General features: G+C 68.0%; 19 protein-coding genes and 1 tRNA gene. 4 read left to right on the forward strand and 16 right to left on the reverse strand.

Going from position 1 to position 17,786, the window contains the following annotated elements; translation table 11 throughout:
• Positions 1 to 203: 203 nt before the first annotated feature.
• From lpdA to eno, 7 genes are all read right to left on the reverse strand, one after another.
• The gene (gene lpdA, locus BY998_RS02495) at positions 204 to 1,643 is read right to left on the reverse strand and encodes a dihydrolipoyl dehydrogenase (RefSeq protein WP_110350023.1); all 1,440 of its coding nucleotides are present in this window, start codon (positions 1,641 to 1,643) and stop codon (positions 204 to 206) included.
• 136 nt (positions 1,644 to 1,779) lie between these two features.
• The gene (locus BY998_RS02500) at positions 1,780 to 3,192 is read right to left on the reverse strand and encodes a pyruvate dehydrogenase complex dihydrolipoamide acetyltransferase (RefSeq protein ID WP_110350024.1); all 1,413 of its coding nucleotides are present in this window, start codon (positions 3,190 to 3,192) and stop codon (positions 1,780 to 1,782) included.
• 34 nt (positions 3,193 to 3,226) lie between these two features.
• On the reverse strand, positions 3,227 to 3,505 hold the full coding sequence (locus tag BY998_RS02505; RefSeq protein ID WP_110350025.1) for a DUF5076 domain-containing protein: 279 nt from the start codon (positions 3,503 to 3,505) through the stop codon (positions 3,227 to 3,229).
• The gene (locus BY998_RS02510; RefSeq protein WP_110350026.1) at positions 3,506 to 4,954 is read right to left on the reverse strand and encodes a pyruvate dehydrogenase complex E1 component subunit beta; all 1,449 of its coding nucleotides are present in this window, start codon (positions 4,952 to 4,954) and stop codon (positions 3,506 to 3,508) included.
• Between the two features lie 43 nt (positions 4,955 to 4,997).
• A complete protein-coding gene (pdhA, locus tag BY998_RS02515; RefSeq protein WP_110350027.1) occupies positions 4,998 to 6,047 on the reverse strand; it encodes a pyruvate dehydrogenase (acetyl-transferring) E1 component subunit alpha in 1,050 nt (349 codons plus the stop codon).
• Between the two features lie 175 nt (positions 6,048 to 6,222).
• Positions 6,223 to 6,534, reverse strand: a complete 312-nt coding sequence (locus tag BY998_RS02520) for a septum formation initiator family protein (RefSeq protein ID WP_110350028.1) — start codon at positions 6,532 to 6,534, stop codon at positions 6,223 to 6,225.
• 138 nt (positions 6,535 to 6,672) lie between these two features.
• Entirely contained in the window at positions 6,673 to 7,962 is a 1,290-nt protein-coding gene (eno, locus tag BY998_RS02525; protein ID WP_110350029.1) for a phosphopyruvate hydratase, read from the reverse strand.
• A 263-nt stretch (positions 7,963 to 8,225) separates the two neighbouring features.
• On the opposite strand from eno, the gene queF reads away from it, so the two are divergent.
• Positions 8,226 to 8,687 (forward strand): preQ(1) synthase, encoded by a 462-nt coding sequence (gene queF, locus BY998_RS02530; RefSeq protein ID WP_110350030.1) that lies wholly within the window; start codon positions 8,226 to 8,228, stop codon positions 8,685 to 8,687.
• Here the strand turns inward: queF and BY998_RS02535 are convergent.
• The 5 genes from BY998_RS02535 to BY998_RS02555 all read right to left on the reverse strand — a co-directional run bounded on the left by BY998_RS02535 (position 8,669) and on the right by BY998_RS02555 (position 13,099).
• Positions 8,669 to 9,343 (reverse strand): hypothetical protein, encoded by a 675-nt coding sequence (locus BY998_RS02535; protein WP_245421451.1) that lies wholly within the window; start codon positions 9,341 to 9,343, stop codon positions 8,669 to 8,671. The two genes, queF and BY998_RS02535, sit on opposite strands and share 19 nt — an antisense overlap.
• A gap of 54 nt (positions 9,344 to 9,397) precedes the next feature.
• Entirely contained in the window at positions 9,398 to 9,700 is a 303-nt protein-coding gene (locus BY998_RS02540; protein ID WP_110350032.1) for a hypothetical protein, read from the reverse strand.
• Positions 9,701 to 9,873: 173 nt separating this feature from the next.
• On the reverse strand, positions 9,874 to 10,722 hold the full coding sequence (gene kdsA / locus BY998_RS02545) for a 3-deoxy-8-phosphooctulonate synthase (protein ID WP_110350033.1): 849 nt from the start codon (positions 10,720 to 10,722) through the stop codon (positions 9,874 to 9,876).
• Between the two features lie 10 nt (positions 10,723 to 10,732).
• On the reverse strand, positions 10,733 to 11,227 hold the full coding sequence (locus tag BY998_RS02550) for a hypothetical protein (protein WP_110350034.1): 495 nt from the start codon (positions 11,225 to 11,227) through the stop codon (positions 10,733 to 10,735).
• A gap of 27 nt (positions 11,228 to 11,254) precedes the next feature.
• Complete coding sequence (locus tag BY998_RS02555) at positions 11,255 to 13,099, reverse strand: chloride channel protein (protein ID WP_110350035.1); 1,845 nt, start codon at positions 13,097 to 13,099, stop codon at positions 11,255 to 11,257.
• 148 nt (positions 13,100 to 13,247) lie between these two features.
• Here BY998_RS02555 and BY998_RS02560 point away from each other — a divergent pair.
• A tRNA-His gene (locus tag BY998_RS02560) sits at positions 13,248 to 13,324 on the forward strand.
• 97 nt (positions 13,325 to 13,421) lie between these two features.
• Here BY998_RS02560 and BY998_RS02565 read toward each other — a convergent pair.
• Positions 13,422 to 13,706 carry a hypothetical protein gene (locus tag BY998_RS02565; RefSeq protein WP_110350036.1) on the reverse strand — a complete coding sequence of 95 codons (285 nt, stop codon included), beginning with the start codon at positions 13,704 to 13,706 and terminating at the stop codon, positions 13,422 to 13,424.
• A gap of 96 nt (positions 13,707 to 13,802) precedes the next feature.
• Positions 13,803 to 14,054, reverse strand: coding sequence for a hypothetical protein (locus BY998_RS02570; protein ID WP_110350037.1), 252 nt, complete (start codon positions 14,052 to 14,054; stop codon positions 13,803 to 13,805).
• 88 nt (positions 14,055 to 14,142) lie between these two features.
• Here BY998_RS02570 and BY998_RS02575 point away from each other — a divergent pair, with 88 nt between their 5' ends.
• The gene (locus tag BY998_RS02575; RefSeq protein WP_110350038.1) at positions 14,143 to 14,844 is read left to right on the forward strand and encodes a hypothetical protein; all 702 of its coding nucleotides are present in this window, start codon (positions 14,143 to 14,145) and stop codon (positions 14,842 to 14,844) included.
• Positions 14,845 to 14,976: 132 nt separating this feature from the next.
• The gene (locus tag BY998_RS02580; protein WP_245421452.1) at positions 14,977 to 16,170 is read left to right on the forward strand and encodes a Hint domain-containing protein; all 1,194 of its coding nucleotides are present in this window, start codon (positions 14,977 to 14,979) and stop codon (positions 16,168 to 16,170) included.
• Positions 16,171 to 16,333: 163 nt separating this feature from the next.
• Here the strand turns inward: BY998_RS02580 and BY998_RS02585 are convergent, their stop codons facing one another.
• Both BY998_RS02585 and BY998_RS02590 read right to left on the reverse strand, forming a co-directional pair.
• Complete coding sequence (locus BY998_RS02585; RefSeq protein ID WP_110350040.1) at positions 16,334 to 16,843, reverse strand: ferritin-like domain-containing protein; 510 nt, start codon at positions 16,841 to 16,843, stop codon at positions 16,334 to 16,336.
• Between the two features lie 75 nt (positions 16,844 to 16,918).
• Positions 16,919 to 17,776, reverse strand: a complete 858-nt coding sequence (locus tag BY998_RS02590; protein WP_110350041.1) for a manganese catalase family protein — start codon at positions 17,774 to 17,776, stop codon at positions 16,919 to 16,921.
• Between the last annotated feature and the right edge of the window lie 10 nt (positions 17,777 to 17,786).

Here is a 17,786-nt window from a genome sequence, read left to right on the forward strand (position 1 = left end):
GACCTCTGCTATGCACGACGGCACGGACCGGGAAATGCGACCACAGCGTATCCGGGCCGCGGTATCGCCGGCATCCACCGTAAGATACCGCCGTCACGGCCCGGGACGGAACGAGCCCGGACTGCAACACAAAGAGAAAGGGCGTGCAGGACCATGGCACCGAGCCCGGTCCTGCACGCCCCTCGAATCCTTTGGGTCGCCGTTCAGGTGTGGATCACCCGTCCGTAGGCGTCCAGTACGCTCTCGTGCATCATCTCGGAGAGCGTCGGGTGCGGGAAGACCGTGTGCATCAGCTCTTCCTCGGTCGTTTCCAGCGTCATGGCGATGACGTAGCCCTGAATCAGCTCGGTCACCTCGGCACCGACCATGTGGGCGCCGAGCAACTGGCCGGTCTTGGCGTCGAAGATCGTCTTGATAAGGCCGTCCGGCTCACCCAGCGCGATCGCCTTGCCGTTGCCCGCGAAGGGGAAACGGCCGACCTTGACCTGAAACCCGAGCTCCTTCGCCTTCCCCTCGGTGAGACCGACGGAGGCGATCTGCGGGTGGCAGTAGGTGCAACCGGGAATTTTACCCTTGTCCATCGGGTGGGTGTGCAGGCCCTTGATGGTCTCGATGCAAATGACGCCCTCGTGCTCGGCCTTGTGGGCGAGCATGGGCGGGCCGGCCACGTCGCCGATCGCGTAGACGCCCGGCACGTTGGTGCGGCCGAGACCATCGGTGACGACGACGCCCCGCTCGATCTTCACGCCGACCTTGTCGAGGCCGAGATTCTCGAGGTTGCCGACGACGCCGACGGCGGAGATGAGCTTCTCGGCAGTCAGCTGCTGCGTCTTGCCCTTGTCGTCCTCGACCGTGGCGGTAACCGAGTCGGCGCCCTTCTCGACCTTGGTAACCTTGGCGCTGGTGAGGATCTTGATGCCCTGCTTCTCGAAGCGCTTGCGGGCGATGCCGGCGATCTCCGCATCCTCGACGGGGAGAATCTGCGGCAGCAGTTCGATTACCGTCACCTCGGCACCCATGGTGCGGTAGAACGAGGCGAACTCGATGCCGATGGCGCCCGAGCCCATGACCAGCAGGCTCTTGGGCATCTTTTCGGGGACCATGGCCTCGTAATAGGTCCAGATCAGCTTCTTGTCGGGCTCGATGCCGGGCAGCACACGCGGTCGCGCGCCGGTGGCGACGATGATGTGCTTGGCGGAATAGCTGCCCGCCCCCTTGGCGCCCTTCGGAGCTTCCGCGCGCTTGGTCTCCTTGACCGTAACCTTGCCGGGCTCGTTGCCCTTGGCGGCCGATTCGATCGAGGCCTCACCCCAGATCACGTCGACCTTGTTCTTCTTGAGCAGCATGCCGACGCCGCCGTTGAGCCGGCCCGACACACCGCGGGAGCGCTTGACGATCGCGGCGGCGTCGAAGCTGACCTCCTTGGCCGAAAGCCCGTAATCGGAGGCGTGCTGCATGTAGTGGTAGATCTCGGCCGAGCGCAGCAGGGCCTTGGTCGGGATGCAGCCCCAGTTCAAACAGATGCCGCCGAGATGTTCGCGATCGACCACCGCGGTCTTGAACCCGAGCTGGGCCGCGCGGATTGCGGTCACGTAGCCGCCGGGCCCCGCGCCGATGATGAGGACGTCGTAGGTTTCGGACATTCAGCTCTCCGCGCGTTCCCCTTCCCCTCGGGGCGGGGTGGTGTGGGGGCGGCACGGAAGGTTCCGCGCCGCTCTGTCCAGCCGGTTTCCGATCCGTCGGCCTATCGTGAGGAGAGGCGTCGGAAACCGGAAAACGTCACACCAGCATTCCCATCGGGTTCTCGATCAGGCTCTTGAAGGCAGCGATCAGCTCGGCGCCCAGCGCGCCGTCGAGGACGCGGTGATCGCAGGAGAGCGTTGCGGTCATGGCCTGGATCACCGCAGGGGCACCATCCTTGACGACGACCCGCTTCTCGCCGGCACCGACCGCGAGGATCGTCGATTGCGGCGGGTTGATCACGGCGGTGAAGTGCTTGATGCCGAACATGCCGAGGTTCGACACCGAGGTGACGCCGCCCTGATACTCTTCCGGCTTCAGCTTCTTGGCGCGCGCGCGGCCCGCGAAATCCTTCATCTCATTGGAGATGGCGGAGAGCGTCTTCTGATCGGCCTTGCGAATGACCGGCGTGAACAGGCCGCCGTCGATCGCCACCGCGACGCCGACCTCGGCGTGCTTGAAGCGCAGGATGCGGTCCTCCGCCCAGACGGCGTTGGCGGCGGGCACGCGGGTGAGCGCGAGGCCCATCGCCTTGATGACGAAGTCGTTCACGGACAGTTTGAACAGCGGCTTGCCATCCTTGTCCTTGCCGGCCGAGCCGTTCAGCGTCTCGCGCAGCTTCATCAGCGCATCGAGCTCGCAATCGACGGTGAGGTAGAAGTGCGGCGCGACCTGCATCGCCTCCGTGAGGCGCTTGGCGATGGTCTTGCGCATGCCGTCGAGGGGGACTTCCTCGAAGCTGCCCTTCTCGTAGAAGCCCTTGACCTGTTCGAGGCTGAGCCCGGCCGGGGCGCCGCCGGCCGCCTTCGGAGCGGCCTTCTCCGGCGCGGGCGCCGCGGCGGCCTTTGTCTCGGGCTTGGAGTCGGGCTTGGCAGAGGCGCCGGCCTTGGCGCTGCCGCTCTCGATCGCCGCCTGCACGTCGCGCTGGATGACGCGGCCGTGCGGGCCCGAGCCCTTCACGGCAGCGATGTCGACGCCTTCCTGCTTGGCGATGCGGCGGGCGAGCGGCGAGGCGAAGACGCGCCCGGCCGCCTCGGAGGGCTGCGCCGATCCGCCCGGCTTGGCACCTTCCGGCGCGGTGTCGACTCGGGCGTAGGAGGCGTGGCTGCCATCCGGCGCAGCGTTCTCGTCGGGCGTGCCCTTGGGCTCGACCGGCGCGGTCTTCGCCTCCGCGCCGCCCTTCGGCGCCTGGACGTTGGCCGGATCCTCGCCCTCCTCGGCGATCAGCGCGATCAACTCGTTGACCGGCACGTCGGCCGTGCCCTCGGAGACGAGGATCTTGGCGAGCACGCCCTCATCGACCGCCTCGACCTCCATGGTCGCCTTGTCGGTCTCGATCTCGGCGATCACGTCGCCGGATTTGATCGCGTCGCCTTCCTTCTTGAGCCACTTGGCGAGGTTGCCCTTCTCCATCGTCGGCGAGAGGGCGGGCATCAGGACGTTGATCGGCATCGTGTCGTTCCCGAGCGGCCTTAGTGAGGAAGGGTCAGTTGAGGGGATTGGCGGGGTCGAGGCCCTCGGCCTCCCACCCCGCACGGATGCGGTCGAAGGCCTCGTCCTCCGAGATCTCCATCTCGGCCGCGTAGGCGCGGGCGGCCTGGCGGGCGAGATCGAGAAGGAGACGGCCCCAGGTGGCCGGGTCGTCGAAGGCGCGCCTGAGGGCGACGCTCACGGCCCCGTCGACGATGGAGGCACGCACGATCTCGATCCCGCCCTGTTCCAGGGCGTCGGGCGGGATGTCGAGTTCTTCGAATGTGTCGCTCATTTACTTGTAGCAGACAGCCTTGGCGGCCTCGACGACTTCGGCGACGTTGGGAAGCGCCAGCTTCTCGAGATTCGCGGCGTAGGGCATCGGAACATCCTTGCCCGTCACCCGCAGCACGGGCGCGTCGAGATAGTCGAAGGCATCGACCATCAGGCGCGCCGCGATCTCGGCGCCGACACCCGATTGCGGGAAGCCCTCTTCCACGCAGACGCAGCGGCCGGTCTTCTTGACCGATTCCACCACCGTGGCGCTGTCCATCGGGCGGATGGTGCGAAGGTCGATGACTTCCGCCTCGATGCCCTGCTCGGCCAGCGCCTGGGCCGCCTTGAGAGCGTAGGTCATGCCGATGGAGAACGAGACGATGGTGACATCCTTGCCCGGGCGGTGGATGCGCGCCTTGCCGATCGGCAGGACCAGATCCTCGATCTCGGGCACCGGGAAGGACTGACCGTAGAGGATCTCGTTCTCGAGGAAGATGACGGGATTAGGATCGCGGATCGCCGCCTTGAGCAGGCCCTTGGCGTCGGACGCCGTGTAGGGCGCGATCACCTTGAGGCCCGGCACGTTGGAATACCACGCGGCGTAGTCGTGGCTGTGCTGGGCGCCGACGCGGGCGGCGGCGCCGTTGGGGCCGCGAAACACGATCGGACAGCCGAGCTGGCCGCCGGACATGTAGAGCGTCTTGGCCGCCGAGTTGATGATGTGATCGATCGCCTGCATGGCGAAGTTGAAGGTCATGAACTCGACGATGGGCTTGAGGCCCATGAAGGCCGCGCCGACGCCGATGCCGGCGAAACCGTGCTCGGTGATCGGGGTATCAACCACGCGGCGCGCGCCGAACTCCTGGAGCAGGCCCTGGGTGATCTTGTAGGCGCCCTGATACTCAGCGACCTCCTCGCCCATCACCAGGACCTTGTCGTCCCGGCGCATCTCCTCGGCCATGGCGTCGCGCAGGGCCTCGCGCACGGTCGTGGTCTTCATCGGCGAGTCGGCCGGGAATTCCTCCATCACCGGGTCCGGCGCCTTGTTGGTGATGACCGCCGGCGAGGCGGGCGCGCGCTGCGCGTCATCGTCGCTCTTGGCGGAGGCGGCCGGCCTGTCGGCCATGCCCTCGGCAGCCATGTCGGGCGTCGGTGCCGGTGCGCCGTCGGCGGCGCCGTTCGGCTTGCCCTTGCCGCCGCTGGAGGCGGCCGCCGAGACGTCCTCGCCCTCCTCGGCAATGATCGCGATCGGCGTGTTGACGGCCACGTTCTCCGTGCCGTCCGGGACGAGGATCTTGGCGAGGATGCCCTCGTCGATCGCCTCGACCTCCATCGTCGCCTTGTCGGTCTCGATCTCAGCCAGAACGTCGCCGGATTTGACCGGATCGCCCTCCTTCTTGAGCCACTTGGCGAGCTTGCCTTCCTCCATGGTCGGAGAGAGGGCGGGCATCAGAATGTCGGTCGCCATCTGCGCTGCTCTATCGATCCGGGTGCGTCGACAATCGGGCGCCTCAGGCGCGGGCTTCGAGAAGGATATCGGTCCAGAGTTCCGACGGATCCGGCTCGGGGTCGTGGGTGGCGAAATCGGCCGATTCGTTGACGATTTCGCGGATCTTGGCGTCGATGCCCTTGAGGTCGGCCTCGGGCACCGCGTGCGCCTCGAGCAGGCGCTTGCGCACCATCTCGATCGGATCGTGCTCGTCGCGCATCTTCGACACTTCGTCCTTCGACCGGTACTTGGCCGGATCGGACATCGAGTGGCCGCGATAGCGGTAGGTCTGCATCTCGAGGATGTAGGGCCCCTCGCCCGAGCGGGCGTGGTTGATGGCGCGCGCGGCGGCCTCGCGGACCGTGCGCACGTCCATGCCGTCGACCTGCTCGCCGGGAATGCCGAAGGAGAGGCCGCGCTTGGAGAAATCGGTCTGCGCCGAGGCGCGGGCGACCGAGGTGCCCATGGCGTAGCGGTTGTTCTCGATGACGTAGACGACCGGCAGCTTCCACAAAGCCGCCATGTTGAAGCTCTCGTAGACCTGGCCCTGGTTGGCCGCGCCGTCACCCATATAGGTGAAGCTGACCTTGCCGTTCTCGAGGTAGGCGTCGGCGAAGGCGAGGCCGGTGCCGAGCGAGACCTGGGCGCCGACGATGCCGTGGCCGCCGAAGAACTGCTTCTCGCGGCTGAACATGTGCATCGAGCCGCCCTTGCCGCGGCTATAGCCGCCGCGGCGGCCGGTCAGCTCGGCCATGACGCCCTTGGGGTCCATGCCGCAGGCGAGCATGTGGCCGTGGTCGCGGTAACCCGTGATGTTCTGATCGCCGTCCTCGCCGGCCATCTGCATGCCGACGACCACCGCTTCCTGGCCGATATAGAGGTGGCAGAAGCCGCCGATCAGGCCCATGCCGTAGAGCTGGCCCGCCTTCTCCTCGAAGCGGCGGATCAGCAGCATCTCGCGGTAGGCGTGAAGATCCTCGTCCCGGGTGAACTGAGGAATATTCGGGGCGGGCTGATGCTGCGGCGCATCCGTTCCCATTGCAGGTTTCCCTGCCTCGCTGCCCGCACCCATCGGCGTCCTCTCGAAAACTCTCTGTTGGGAGGGGTTCTAGGACAGCGTTTTACGGAAATCGAGGGGCGAGCTGACACCCATCAAATGCTGTTACTGCCACGTCTGCAACAAAGGCCGACCTTCAGACGTCGTGCGAATAAATCTTTAGATAGATCAATCTAGGCTGCATAAAAATTCAGGGGTCGATGATCACGAGGTCGTTGGCATGGACGCGGCCCAGCACGACGCGGGCGCGCTCCTCCAGGAGGTCGCGGTCGATCTGCTCGCTGCGCAGGAGGGAGACGCGGTGCTCCCAGGTCGCGCGCTCCGCCTTGGCGGCGTTCAGCTCCTGGGTCAGGCCGTAAGCCTCGAACTTGAGCGCGCGCTTGGCCTCGAGACCTCGGTTGCCGCTCTCCGCCTGATGCACGAAGTAGCCGACGACGAGAGCCGACACCGTCCAGAGGACAGCGGGGACGACGATGGCGCGGACGCGGCGACGAATGACCATGGCGGGGAGAAGATCACTCGATCAGGGTGAAGAAAGTGTTTCCGCGAGGCCGATCCGCCTGCCGGGACGGCCGAAAGGAAAGGGCGTGGCGGGCCATGCCTGCCCGCCACACCCCGACAAAGGTCAGACGGTCGGGAATCAGCGACCGGCGAGCTGCCGGATCGCGCTGCGGCCGGCGTAGAGCGCCTGAGCGCCGAGGCCTTCCTCGATGCGGATGAGCTGGTTGTACTTGGCCAGTCTGTCCGAGCGGGCCAGCGAGCCGGTCTTGATCTGCCCGCAATTGGTGGCGACCGCCAGGTCGGCGATGGTGGCGTCCTCGGTCTCGCCGGAACGGTGCGACATCACCGCGGTGTAGCCGGCGCGCTGGGCCATATCGACCGCCGCCAGAGTCTCGGTGAGCGATCCGATCTGGTTGACCTTCACGAGGATCGAGTTGGCGGTGCCGCTCTCAATGCCGCGGGCGAGCCGATCGACGTTGGTCACGAACAGGTCGTCGCCGACGAGTTGCACCCGGCTGCCGATCCGATCGGTCAGGAGCTTCCAGCCCTCCCAATCGTCCTCGGACATGCCGTCCTCGATCGAGAGGATGGGGTAATCCTGCGTGAGCTTGGCGAGATAATCGACCTGCTGCTCGATCGAGCGGGTCTGGCCCTCGCCCTCGTAGCGGTAGGCGCCGTCCTTGAAAAACTCAGTCGCCGCGCAGTCGAGCGCCAACACCACGTCGCTGCCCGGCTTGAACCCGGCGGCGTTGATCGATTCCATCACGAAGTCGAGCGCGGCTTCCGCCGAGGGAAGGTTCGGGGCGAAGCCGCCCTCGTCGCCGACATTCGTGTTGTGGCCGGCCTTCTTGAGGGCGCCCTTCAGAGTGTGGAAGATCTCGGCGCCCATCCGCACGGCGTCGGAGAGCGAGGTGGCGCCGACCGGCATCACCATGAATTCCTGGAAGTCGATCGGGTTGTCGGCATGGGCGCCGCCGTTGACGATGTTCATCATCGGCACCGGAAGCACCCGGCCCTGCACGCCGCCGACGTAGCGGTAGAGCGGCAGGCCGGCGGTCTCGGCGGCGGCCTTGGCCACCGCGAGGGAGACGCCGAGGATGGCGTTGGCGCCCAGCCGGGCCTTGTTCGGCGTGCCGTCGAGGGCGATCATCGCCTCGTCGACCGCGACCTGATCCTCGGCATCCATGCCGCCGATCGCGTCGAGGATCTCGTTCTGCACCGCCTCGACGGCCTTGAGCACGCCCTTGCCGTTGTAGCGGCTCTTGTCGCCGTCGCGGAGCTCGACCGCCTCGTGGGCGCCGGTCGAGGCGCCGGAGGGCACGGCGGCGCGGCCGAACGAACCGTCCTCGAGGAGGACATCGACCTCGACGGTGGGGTTGCCGCGGCTGTCGAGTATCTCGCGGGCGGCGATGTTGGTGATCGCGGTCATGGGCGCTCCTGCGGTTGCGTCGCGGCGGGGTCGTCTCGCGGATGCCGTCGAGGCCCGCGCGTCCTGCGACGCTGTCCGAGGCGGGCTTATCCGCCAAGCGTGGGGTGTCGGCAAGCACCCGGTCGGCCCGGAATCCCCGGCAGCCTTCACAAAACTTGCCGGATGCCTTGCCTTTTCACGGACTTGCGCCGCCGCTGGCCGCGAAGCCCAGATATTCGCCGACGGCGATAGGCGCGTGAATCGGCTGCCTATATAGGCCTGCCATGGACCCGATCGAACATCACGCCCAGCAGCTCGGCCGCCAGACGCCGCTGCCCGCGTCGCCCGAGGCCGCCGTCCTGGACCGCGTCCCCAATCCGCACGCCGACACGGATTACCTCGCGCGCTTCACGGCGCCGGAGTTCACCTCGCTCTGCCCGGTCACCGGCCAGCCGGACTTCGCCACGCTCGTCATCGACTACGTGCCGGATCGCTGGCTCGTGGAGTCGAAGTCGCTCAAGCTCTATCTCGGCGCCTTCCGCAACCACGGCGCCTTTCACGAAGATTGCACGGTCGGCATCGGCCGCCGGCTCGCGGCCCTGCTTGAGCCGCGCTGGCTGCGGATCGGCGGCTACTGGTATCCCCGCGGCGGCATCCCCATCGACGTGTTCTGGCAGACGGGCGAGCCGCCGAAATCCGTCTGGCTGCCGGACCAGGGCGTCGCGCCCTATCGCGGCCGGGGCTGACGGCTTCGCCGCCTTCCTCGGTGCTGCTCGGCCAGCACGCGAACGGTGCGGGCGATCAGCGTCTCCTGCGCCTCGATCGGCCCGCCATGGACGTTCGCGACGGCCTCCATCATCCGCTCCAGCTCGTCGCGCTCGGAGGCATCGCGCTTTTCCCGGAGCAGCGGCGCGAGGTGGTCGACCGCAGTCGCGGCATCTAAAGCCTGCGCGGCGGCGTGGCGCAAATAGGCCATGCGCGCGGCGTGATCGTCGTCCGGATGCCTGACCTTGCGCATTTCAGCCTCGATCGCCGCCTCCTGCTCGGGCGTCGGGGTGCCGCGGGCGAGCGCCACCAGCATCATCAGCACGCCGGCCGCATCGGCGGGATCGCGGATCGCCCGTAGAGGAGCGGCCCGGAAGACGGCTTCACTCCTCGCCCTAAGCTTGGCGCTGCGACGGTCGCCGAGATAGCGGTCCAGCTGCTCCATGCCGGTGCCGGAGATGAAGGAATAGACGCGTCCCGTCATCAAGGCTGCGACGATGGCCGCGACGACAGGCATCGCCCCCCACATTGCTGCAAGGCCGAAGGGCTGTCTCAACGCGCCCGTTAACGCAATCAGAGCGTGTATTTCATGGCCGGCAAGTCGTACCGCCCCTGAAATCACCTCGTCACGGCGCACGAAAAAGGCGGCCGGTCGCCCGGCCGCCTCTTCCAGTCCGCTGAGGCCTCGGCCTCAGTAGCCGTAATCGTAGTAGCCGTAAGCGGGGCGGCTATAGTAGCTATCGCGCGCATAGGCGTCGCGCGCGGCGCCCGCCGCAATCGCTCCAGCCGCGAGGCCGGCAATGCCGAGGCCCACCGCCGCACCGGTGCCGATGCCGCGGCGACGGCCGCCGTAATAGGCGCGCGGGCCGTAACCGCCATGGTAATGGCCGTGATGGTGGCCGTAGCCGCGGCCATAGGGGCGCGCCTCGGCGGAGGTGGTGGCCAGCGTGCCCACGGAGATCAGGGCTGCGGTGACGAGTGCGAGCTTTCGCATGGGATCCTCTCCAATCCTGTGGAATCTTGGCGAAGAAACATCGAGCTTGGCCGGATGTTCCCGCGGGCGGCGATTGCCACGGAAACGGTATCGGACGCTTCCGTTGTTCGGGTTGGAGATTGGATAATCTGAGCCGCATGAACGAGACCTGAAACCGGTCTCGCGGAGAGCCTTCAGGCCTTGGCGAGCCGGTCGAAGGCCATCAGCCGCGCCACCAGATCGGGCAGATCGGAGAGCGCCACCATGTTCGGCCCGTCGGAGGGCGCGCGGTCGGGGTCGGGATGGGTTTCGATGAAGACGCCCGCCACGCCCACCGCCACGGCGGCGCGGGCGAGTACCCCCACGAATTCCCGCTGGCCGCCGGAGGTGGCGCCCTGCCCGCCGGGCTGCTGGACCGAGTGGGTGGCATCGAACACCACCGGTGCGCCGCTCGTGACCCGCGCCATGATCGGTAGCGCGCGCATGTCGGAGACGAGGGTGTTGTAGCCGAAGGAGGCGCCGCGCTCGGTGACGATGACATCGGGATTGCCGGCCTCGGTGATCTTGGCGGCAACGTGAGCCATGTCCCAGGGCGCGAGAAACTGGCCCTTCTTGACGTTCACCACCCGTCCCGTGGCGGCGGCGGCGAGCAGCAGATCGGTCTGACGGCAGAGGAAGGCCGGGATCTGGAGGATGTCGACGGCCTCGGCCGCGCGGGCGCACTGTTCCGCCTCGTGCACGTCGGTGAGAATCGGCAGACCCAGGCTTTCGCGGATCTCGGCGAAGACCGGCAGGGCCTCGTCGAGCCCGACGCCGCGGGCGGTGCGGCCGGAGGTGCGGTTGGCCTTGTCGAACGAGGATTTGAAGACCAGCCCGATGCCGAGGCCCTGCGCCATCTCCTTCAAGGCGGCGGCGATTTCGAGGGCATGGTTGCGCCCTTCGAGCTGGCAGGGGCCGGCGATCAGTGCCAGCGGCAGGTGATTGGCGAAGGCGACGCCGCCGACACGGACGACGGAACCGGCGGGGGATACGGTCTCGGACATGGTGCCGGCTCTAACCCGGGCCCGCCTTCCGGGAAAGGGCGGTGGGGCGGCGGGAACGGTCCGATGCAAGCCGGCAGAGGTTGCCGACGCCGAATCCGTCCGGCCGATCGGCGGGATCGCAGCGCAGGACCACCTGGCCGGCCCGGCCGATTTGGGGCTCGCCGGTGAGCAGGCTGTCCTGGTGCAGGCGCAGCGCCAGGGTCTCGACGGACTCGGCCGACGCGCCGGCCAGCGTGCGGCCCGCGAGGCCGATCAGGGTGAAGAAGGCGCGTGGCGGTTCGCGCTCGGCGGAGCGGAACAGGAGGCGCCGGGGCGCGGCGCAGTCGAGGCTCATCCGCTCGGCATCCGCCGCGCGGAACACCATGATCGGCCCGCTGCGCCCGGCCAGCGCGACGCCCGTGCCGCGGATCAGCCGGACCGTCAGGCCGTCGCAGGAATCGGCCCGGGCGGACGCGCCGAGGGAGAGGGTGATGGCGAGGCCGGCGAGAAGGGCGCGCAGGATCATGCTTCCGCCATAGCATGTGCCCGCCGCTCACGCCGCCTCCCCGAGCACGGCCCGACGCTGGCGGTCGAGTTCCTCGCTGTAGCGCTTGAGCGTGTGGCTCTCCGTCAGGAGGCCGATGACACGGCGGCTCTCGGTCCCGTCGAGCACGGCCAGCGCCTCGCTCTCGGCCTCGTCGAAGGCCTCGGCCGCCTGCTTGACGCTCATGTCGGGGAGCAGGAACGCGCCCGGATAGCGGGCCACGTCGGCAAGCCGCGGCGGGGAGCCGCCATCCTCGCCGACGAGCGCGTGGGCTTCCGGCACCAGGACGATGCCGGCGTAGCGATCGTGCTCGTCCACCACGACGACGCGGGAGGGCGAGCCCAGGGGATGCGCGCGCAGGAAGGTAGGCAGCGGCGTGTCGAGCGGGACCGGCCGGATGTCCTTGCGCATCATCCGCCCCACCGTCAGGCTCCGCATCCAGCCGACATCGTGGGCCGAGCGGATGCTCTCGCCGCGCAGGTGGAAGCGCCAGGTCGCGAAGGAGTAGCCGAAGGTCTTTCGCACCGCGAGCGAGGAGGCGATCACCGAAACGAGCACCAGGGCGGTCACGGGGAAGCTGCCGGTCATCTCCAGTGCGAGGAAGGTCATGGTGAGCGGCCCGCCGACGGTGGCTGCGGCGAAGGCGCTCATGCCGACCACGGCGTAGCCGACCGGCGCGAGGCCGAAGCTCTCGAAGCCCGGCCAGACCATCGGCGCGAGTCCGGCGAACAGGCGCCCGACCAGCGCGCCGAGGAACAGCGAGGCGAAGAACAGCCCGCCGCGGAAGCCCGACCCGATCGATATCGCCGAGGCCGCCGCTTTAGCGGCCAGGAGGCCGGCAAGCGCGCCGAGCCCGGCGGCGGCCTCGGGCGCGAGATGGACGTGCAGTGCGCCGTGCCCCGCCGAGAGCACCTGAGGCGTGGTCGCCACGGCGAGCCCGCCGATGCACAGCCCGCCGAGAGTCGGGCGCAGGAGCGCCGGAAGCCGCGACGCGCGAAAACCCTGTTCCACGAGCGTGACGCCGCGCATGAGCAGCACCGCCAGCCCGGCGCAGACGAGCCCGAGAGCGAGGCATGGCAGCGTGTCGCCCGCCCCCACGGGCGCGTTCTTGGCAAGCGCCAGCGCGCCGACATCGACGAGGGCCGCCTGGGGCGCCAGCGCCCGCGCCACGAGGCTGCCGCACAACGCCGCGACCACGACGGGGGCGAGCGTCGCGATGGTGTAGGTGCCGATGATGAGTTCGAAGGCGTAGAAGGCACCGGTGAGCGGCGAGCCGAAAGCGGCTGCGATCGCGGCGGCCGAGCCGCAGCCGACCAGGGTGCGCAGGTCCGAGCGGCGCATCTCGAAGGCGATGCCGAGCCGCGAGGCGATCCCTGCGGCGACCTGCGTGTAGCCCGCCTCAAGCCCGACGGAGGCGCCGCAACCGTTCGAGACGACGTTCTGGGCCGCCACGTCGAGGGAATCGCGCACGGACATCCGTCCTCCGTGCAGAGCGTTCGCCTCGATGGGATCGACCATGCTGCGCCGGCCCCGGCGGCGCCTACGGGCCGAGACGAGGAGGATCAGGCCGAGCACTGCCCCGCCCAGTGCCGGCGCCAGGAAGGGGAGGCCCAGCAGCCCCTCGGCCGGAAGGCGCTCCAGACTGCTGAGCCGCTGCCCCGGGGGCAGCCGGTAGAGCCATTCGCGCAGCAACTGCGTGGCGCCGCTCATGGCCGCGACGGCGAGCCCTCCGATGCAGCCCGTGATCGCGGCGAGCAGGACCAACGCGACTTCGTTCGCCCGGACCCAGGCCCTGAGCCGCACCGGCACCTGAACGAGGGGAGCGGTCGCGGACGGGGCTGGAGACGGGCTCATCGCACTCGCGGGTCGGGGGACGCGTCAGATTCGGCCGGCGGACCCGGCCCCGCGGTCTATCATCCGTGGATCGGCGGCGCGATCCGTGCGGAGCTGCGTCGAAGGCGCTTGAAATGCCGCCGGCCACGGGATAAGTCCCCCCTCACGGGCCGCCGTAGCTCAGTTGGTTAGAGCACTAGATTGTGGATCTAGGGGTCCCCCGTTCGAGCCGGGGCGGTGGTACCATCACATTCGATCGATGGATCAAGGGGTTGGCCGTGGGCCAACCCCTTTTGGTTTTCGGTCAGCGCTGAAGGCGCCTCCGCGCCGCTCGTGAAGAGGCTCAGCGGCTGGGGGCGCTCGTTCCCGAGCCCGAGGCGCCGGGCGAGGCGCCGGAGCCGGCGTCCTTCGGGCCGGTGCTGTTGGTGGTGCCGGAGCGGCTCGTGCCGCCTGTCGACGGTCCGCTTCCCGCCGCGCCCGGCGAGGCGCCGGAACCGGCATCGTTCGGGCCGGTACTGTTGGCGGTACCGGAACGGCTCGTACCGGACGATCCCGATCCGCCCTCGGCCGCCAGGACGGCGGGTGCGAGAAGGAGCGAACCGGCAAGAGCGAGGGCAAGGGCCTTCATGGACTTCCTCCACTGGCCAGACATCTGGCTGCCGGAGAAACCGGCCCCCTCACGGCCTGTTCCGGAATGTCGCAGGGTGTTCGAGCTGAAAGGCGCTCACATGACGGGCTTCGGCACCGGCGCCGGCGAGCGGGTCAGGCTCTGAATCTCCCGTGCCGGCCGGCCTGCCTTCTGGGCGATCTCGCGCTCCTGCTCGGCGATGAGGTCACGGGCCGGCTCGTCGCCGTCCAGTCCGCCGAGGATCTCCATCGGGACGCGCCGGTTCGAGGCGCGGCTGCCATCCTCGTAGACGACATCGAACAGGACGAAGCCGCGCTGCTGCGGGAGAGATTTGATGCGCTTGGACATGAGCGCTGATAGACGCGGCCGGGCGGATCGAGCAACGGCGGCCGAGGCGGGCAGGGTTGCGCCCGGCGCTCGGTTCGGAAAGGCGGCGATGAACGATTGGGTCCATCTCGACACCGGCCTCGTGCCCGGTGGCGGCAAAAGTCTCGCTCTGATGCAGCGCGGCCAGGAATTCTCGATCGTCGTGGGCACCATCGAGCTGATGAACAGCACCCGCGGCACCTCGGAGGAAGCGCTGGCCTCGCTGACCTGCGCCCGCCTCGCCGGCCGACCGGCCCCCCGGGTGCTGATCGGCGGCCTCGGAATGGGCTTCACGCTCCGGGCGGCGCTGCGGGGGCTCGGACCCGACGCGCGGATCGTCGTGGCGGAACTCGTCCCCTCCGTGACGGCCTGGGCCCGGGGGCCGCTCGCGCCCGTCTTCGACGGTTGCCTGGACGATCGGCGCGTGGAGCTGCGGGAAGCCGACGTCAACCGCCTGATCCAGTCCGAAGCCGGCGGCTGGGACGCCATTCTCCTCGACGTGGACAACGGGCCCGAGGGCCTGATGCGCCGCGGAAACGACCGGCTCTACGATGAATGGGGTTTGAAGCGGGCCGAGTGGGCGCTCAAGCCCGGCGGCACGCTCGCGGTCTGGTCGGGCACGCCGGACCGGAAGTTCAAGGCGCGGCTACAGCGACGCGGCTTCGCGGTCGAAGAGATCCGCATGCCGGCCAGCGGATCGAGCGGCCCGCGACACGTGATCTGGCTGGCGACCCGGTCCGAGACGGCGGCCTCGAACTTCGCTGCGGTCTGACCGAAGTTACGAGGCTCGACAGCTCGATTTCCGAAGCGCCCTCCGCTCGGAACACGTTAACACGACGACGCTATGATGCGTGTCGCGCCCATCGATCAAAGTCGAGAACGCGCGCCATGAGCACTTTGGCGGATGTTGTCATTCCGCCACAAGAAAGGCGCGCTCTCCAATCGTGATGGAAAATATCTTCGCGTTTCGCAGCAAGTCTTTCGAAAAGAACCTTTCTCTTTCGGCCTATGGTTTATGCGCGTTAATTCGCCGATCAAAGCCCTGCACAACAATGAATGCGGGGCAGACATGGCTGAGACCTTTGCAACAACGTTCGGCGCCGGCAAGTCTTCGACGGGCGCTCTGACGACGCTGCCGCTCGTGGGGACGTCCTATATTGGAACGGGTCTTGTGAGCGGTGCGGAAACGATCACGATCACCGGCGCGATCGACCAGCCCGGCAGCACCGTCAGCGTCGATGCCAATGCTCTCGGTCTCGTCGGCGTCGGTCTGACCGGAACCTACACTGGATTTTCGTTGCCGCAGGGTGCGACGGAGCCGGTCTATTACTTCAACGTGACCGGCGGAAACCTCGTCACGCCCGTGGCAATCGCAGTCTCGAACGGCTCGGTGCCGGCTCTGAACCTCGCGTCCTCGGTCAATGCGAGCGCCGTGACGGCGCCCGACAGCCCGAGCATCGTCTGCTTCGCGACCGGCACCCAGATCCGCACGAGCCGCGGCGAGGTTGCGGTCGAGGATCTGCAGGTCGGTGACCGCGCCGTCACGGCCTCCGGCGCCCTGCGCCCGATCACCTGGATCGGACATCGTGAGATCAGCGCCGGGAGCGGCTCGCTCTCGTTCAATCAGCAGCCGGTTCGCGTCCGCGCCGGTGCCTTCGGCGACGACCTGCCGGCTCGCGACCTCTTCCTCTCGCCGGGCCACCCGGTGCTGATCGGAGCCGATGCCGACAACGAGGGCGGCGCGCTGGTGCCCGTCATGTGCCTCATCAACGGCACCACGATCACCCGCGAGCCGGTCGCCAGCGTCACCTACTGGCACATCGAACTCGACGCCCACGATATCTTGCTCGCCGAAGGCCTGCCGGCGGAGAGCTACATCGACGGCGGCGACCGTCCCTTCTTCTCGGAAGCCTCCGACCACGCCCTGCACAACCCGGATTTCGTCGTGCCGGGCTGGGACGGCCGCTGCCGCCCGGTGGCGCTGGACGGTCCGCTCGTTCAGGCCGAGCGGCTGCGGCTCGATGCCGTGTTCGCAGGTACGCTCGACACCGCCTCCGCCTGGGACGCGGCCGAGCGCGGCGACTGGATGGCCGCCTGAGGCATCAATCCCATCGGTGCCGACATCTTCGCGGAGTCGGCACCCGTTCCTATCGACCGAGCATCGGTCCGGTTTTGCCGGGCCGGTGCTCGATTTCGTCGTGGCCGGCACGCTGGCCGAAGGCGTTCACCGCTCAATCTTCTGCGCGGTGACGTTGCTGGGATCAGCGGTCCGCCTTCTCGCCCGCGACCGTCAGTTCGACGTAGCGCTTCGTCGTCGGACCGATCAGATCGCGCACGCGCCGCGCCATCGCTTCCTCCTCCTGGAGCGATTGCCGGAAGCCGCTGAGGCTTCCGCCCTGCCCCGCCGCCTCGCCGATGGTCAGCAGCGATTCGTAGGCGGCGATCTCGAAATTCTCGAAGGCGTGGTTGGCGTAGGTGTTCTTCAGGATTTCGTCCTGCGCCGGCGTATGGCCCAGAGCCATCATGTTGCCGACGAAGCCGAGAAAGCCCTCCTTGATCGTCGAGGGGCTGCTGCCGAGGGATTGCAGGGCCTCTTCGAGGCGGGTCCGCTGGCCATGCGTTTCCTCGATGTGGCGGCGCAGGGCCTCCTCCATCTCCGGGTAGCGGGTAAGCCGCTCCACTTGGCGCTCCATGATCTGAAGCGCCTGCATTTCGAGCGCGTGGGTGTTCTTGAGAGCGGTGACGTAGATTTCGCGAGTGTCGATCGCCACGGTCGGTCCCTCCAGTATGATGATGTGGAATGCGCGGAAAAGGCCCGCCCGGTCGCCGGACGGGCGAACGGTCGGTCAGCCCATCTGCTGCGTTTCGGCGCCGCTATCGGGCCGTGCCGGGCCGAGTACCGGCTCCTGGCCCATGGGCTCGTTCTGGAAGACGTTGAAGTTGCCCTTCCCGTCGAGCGAAGGACCGGCGGTCCAGCGGCCCTCGGGAGGCGTTCCGCCGTCGCGGTTGGTGGCGAAGAAGCTGTAGTTGAACTTCTGGTTCTCTTCCGATTGCGGGAAGCTGTTGGGAATCGGCAGCGCGCCCTCTATGCCCCCGAGCTCCTCGATCACCGCGAGCCACTGCTGCTGATGCATGGTGTCGCGCGCGATCAGGAAGCTCCACATGTCCTTCATGCCAGGATCGTTCGTCGCGTTCGACAGGCGCACCGCCAGGGTACGGCCGGTCGCCTCGGCGGCGACGTTGCAGTACATGTCCGCCGCGATGTTTCCGCTGGCGTAGATGTGGTTCATGTCGAACGGGACGCCGTCCGAATTGCCGGGGAAGGCAGCCATGCCCGAGGAAAGCAGGTGCTTGTGCAGCATCCCCTCGGCGATGTGGCGCGGGTTCTCGCCGCCCATGACGGCACCGACGATGGCATCGGCCGCGCCCGCTTCCTGAACCTTGGTCGGAGCGTTCTCGAGGTTCATCGCCACGGCCGTGGCGAGCATCTCGATATGGCCGATCTCCTCGGTCGCGGTGTGGAGGAGCATGTCGCGATACTTGGTGTTGGGCGCACGGTTGCCCCAGGCCTGGAAGAAGTACTGCATGCAGACGCGGATCTCGCCCTCCACACCGCCGATGGCCTGCTGCAGCATCCGAGCGTAGATGGGATCCGGGCTCTCGACCTTCACCGGGTATTGGAGCCGCTTGTCGTGATAGTACATGTATTGGTTC

The sequence above is a fragment of the Methylobacterium sp. B4 genome (assembly GCF_003201865.1).
Classification (GTDB): Bacteria; Pseudomonadota; Alphaproteobacteria; order Rhizobiales; family Beijerinckiaceae; genus Methylobacterium.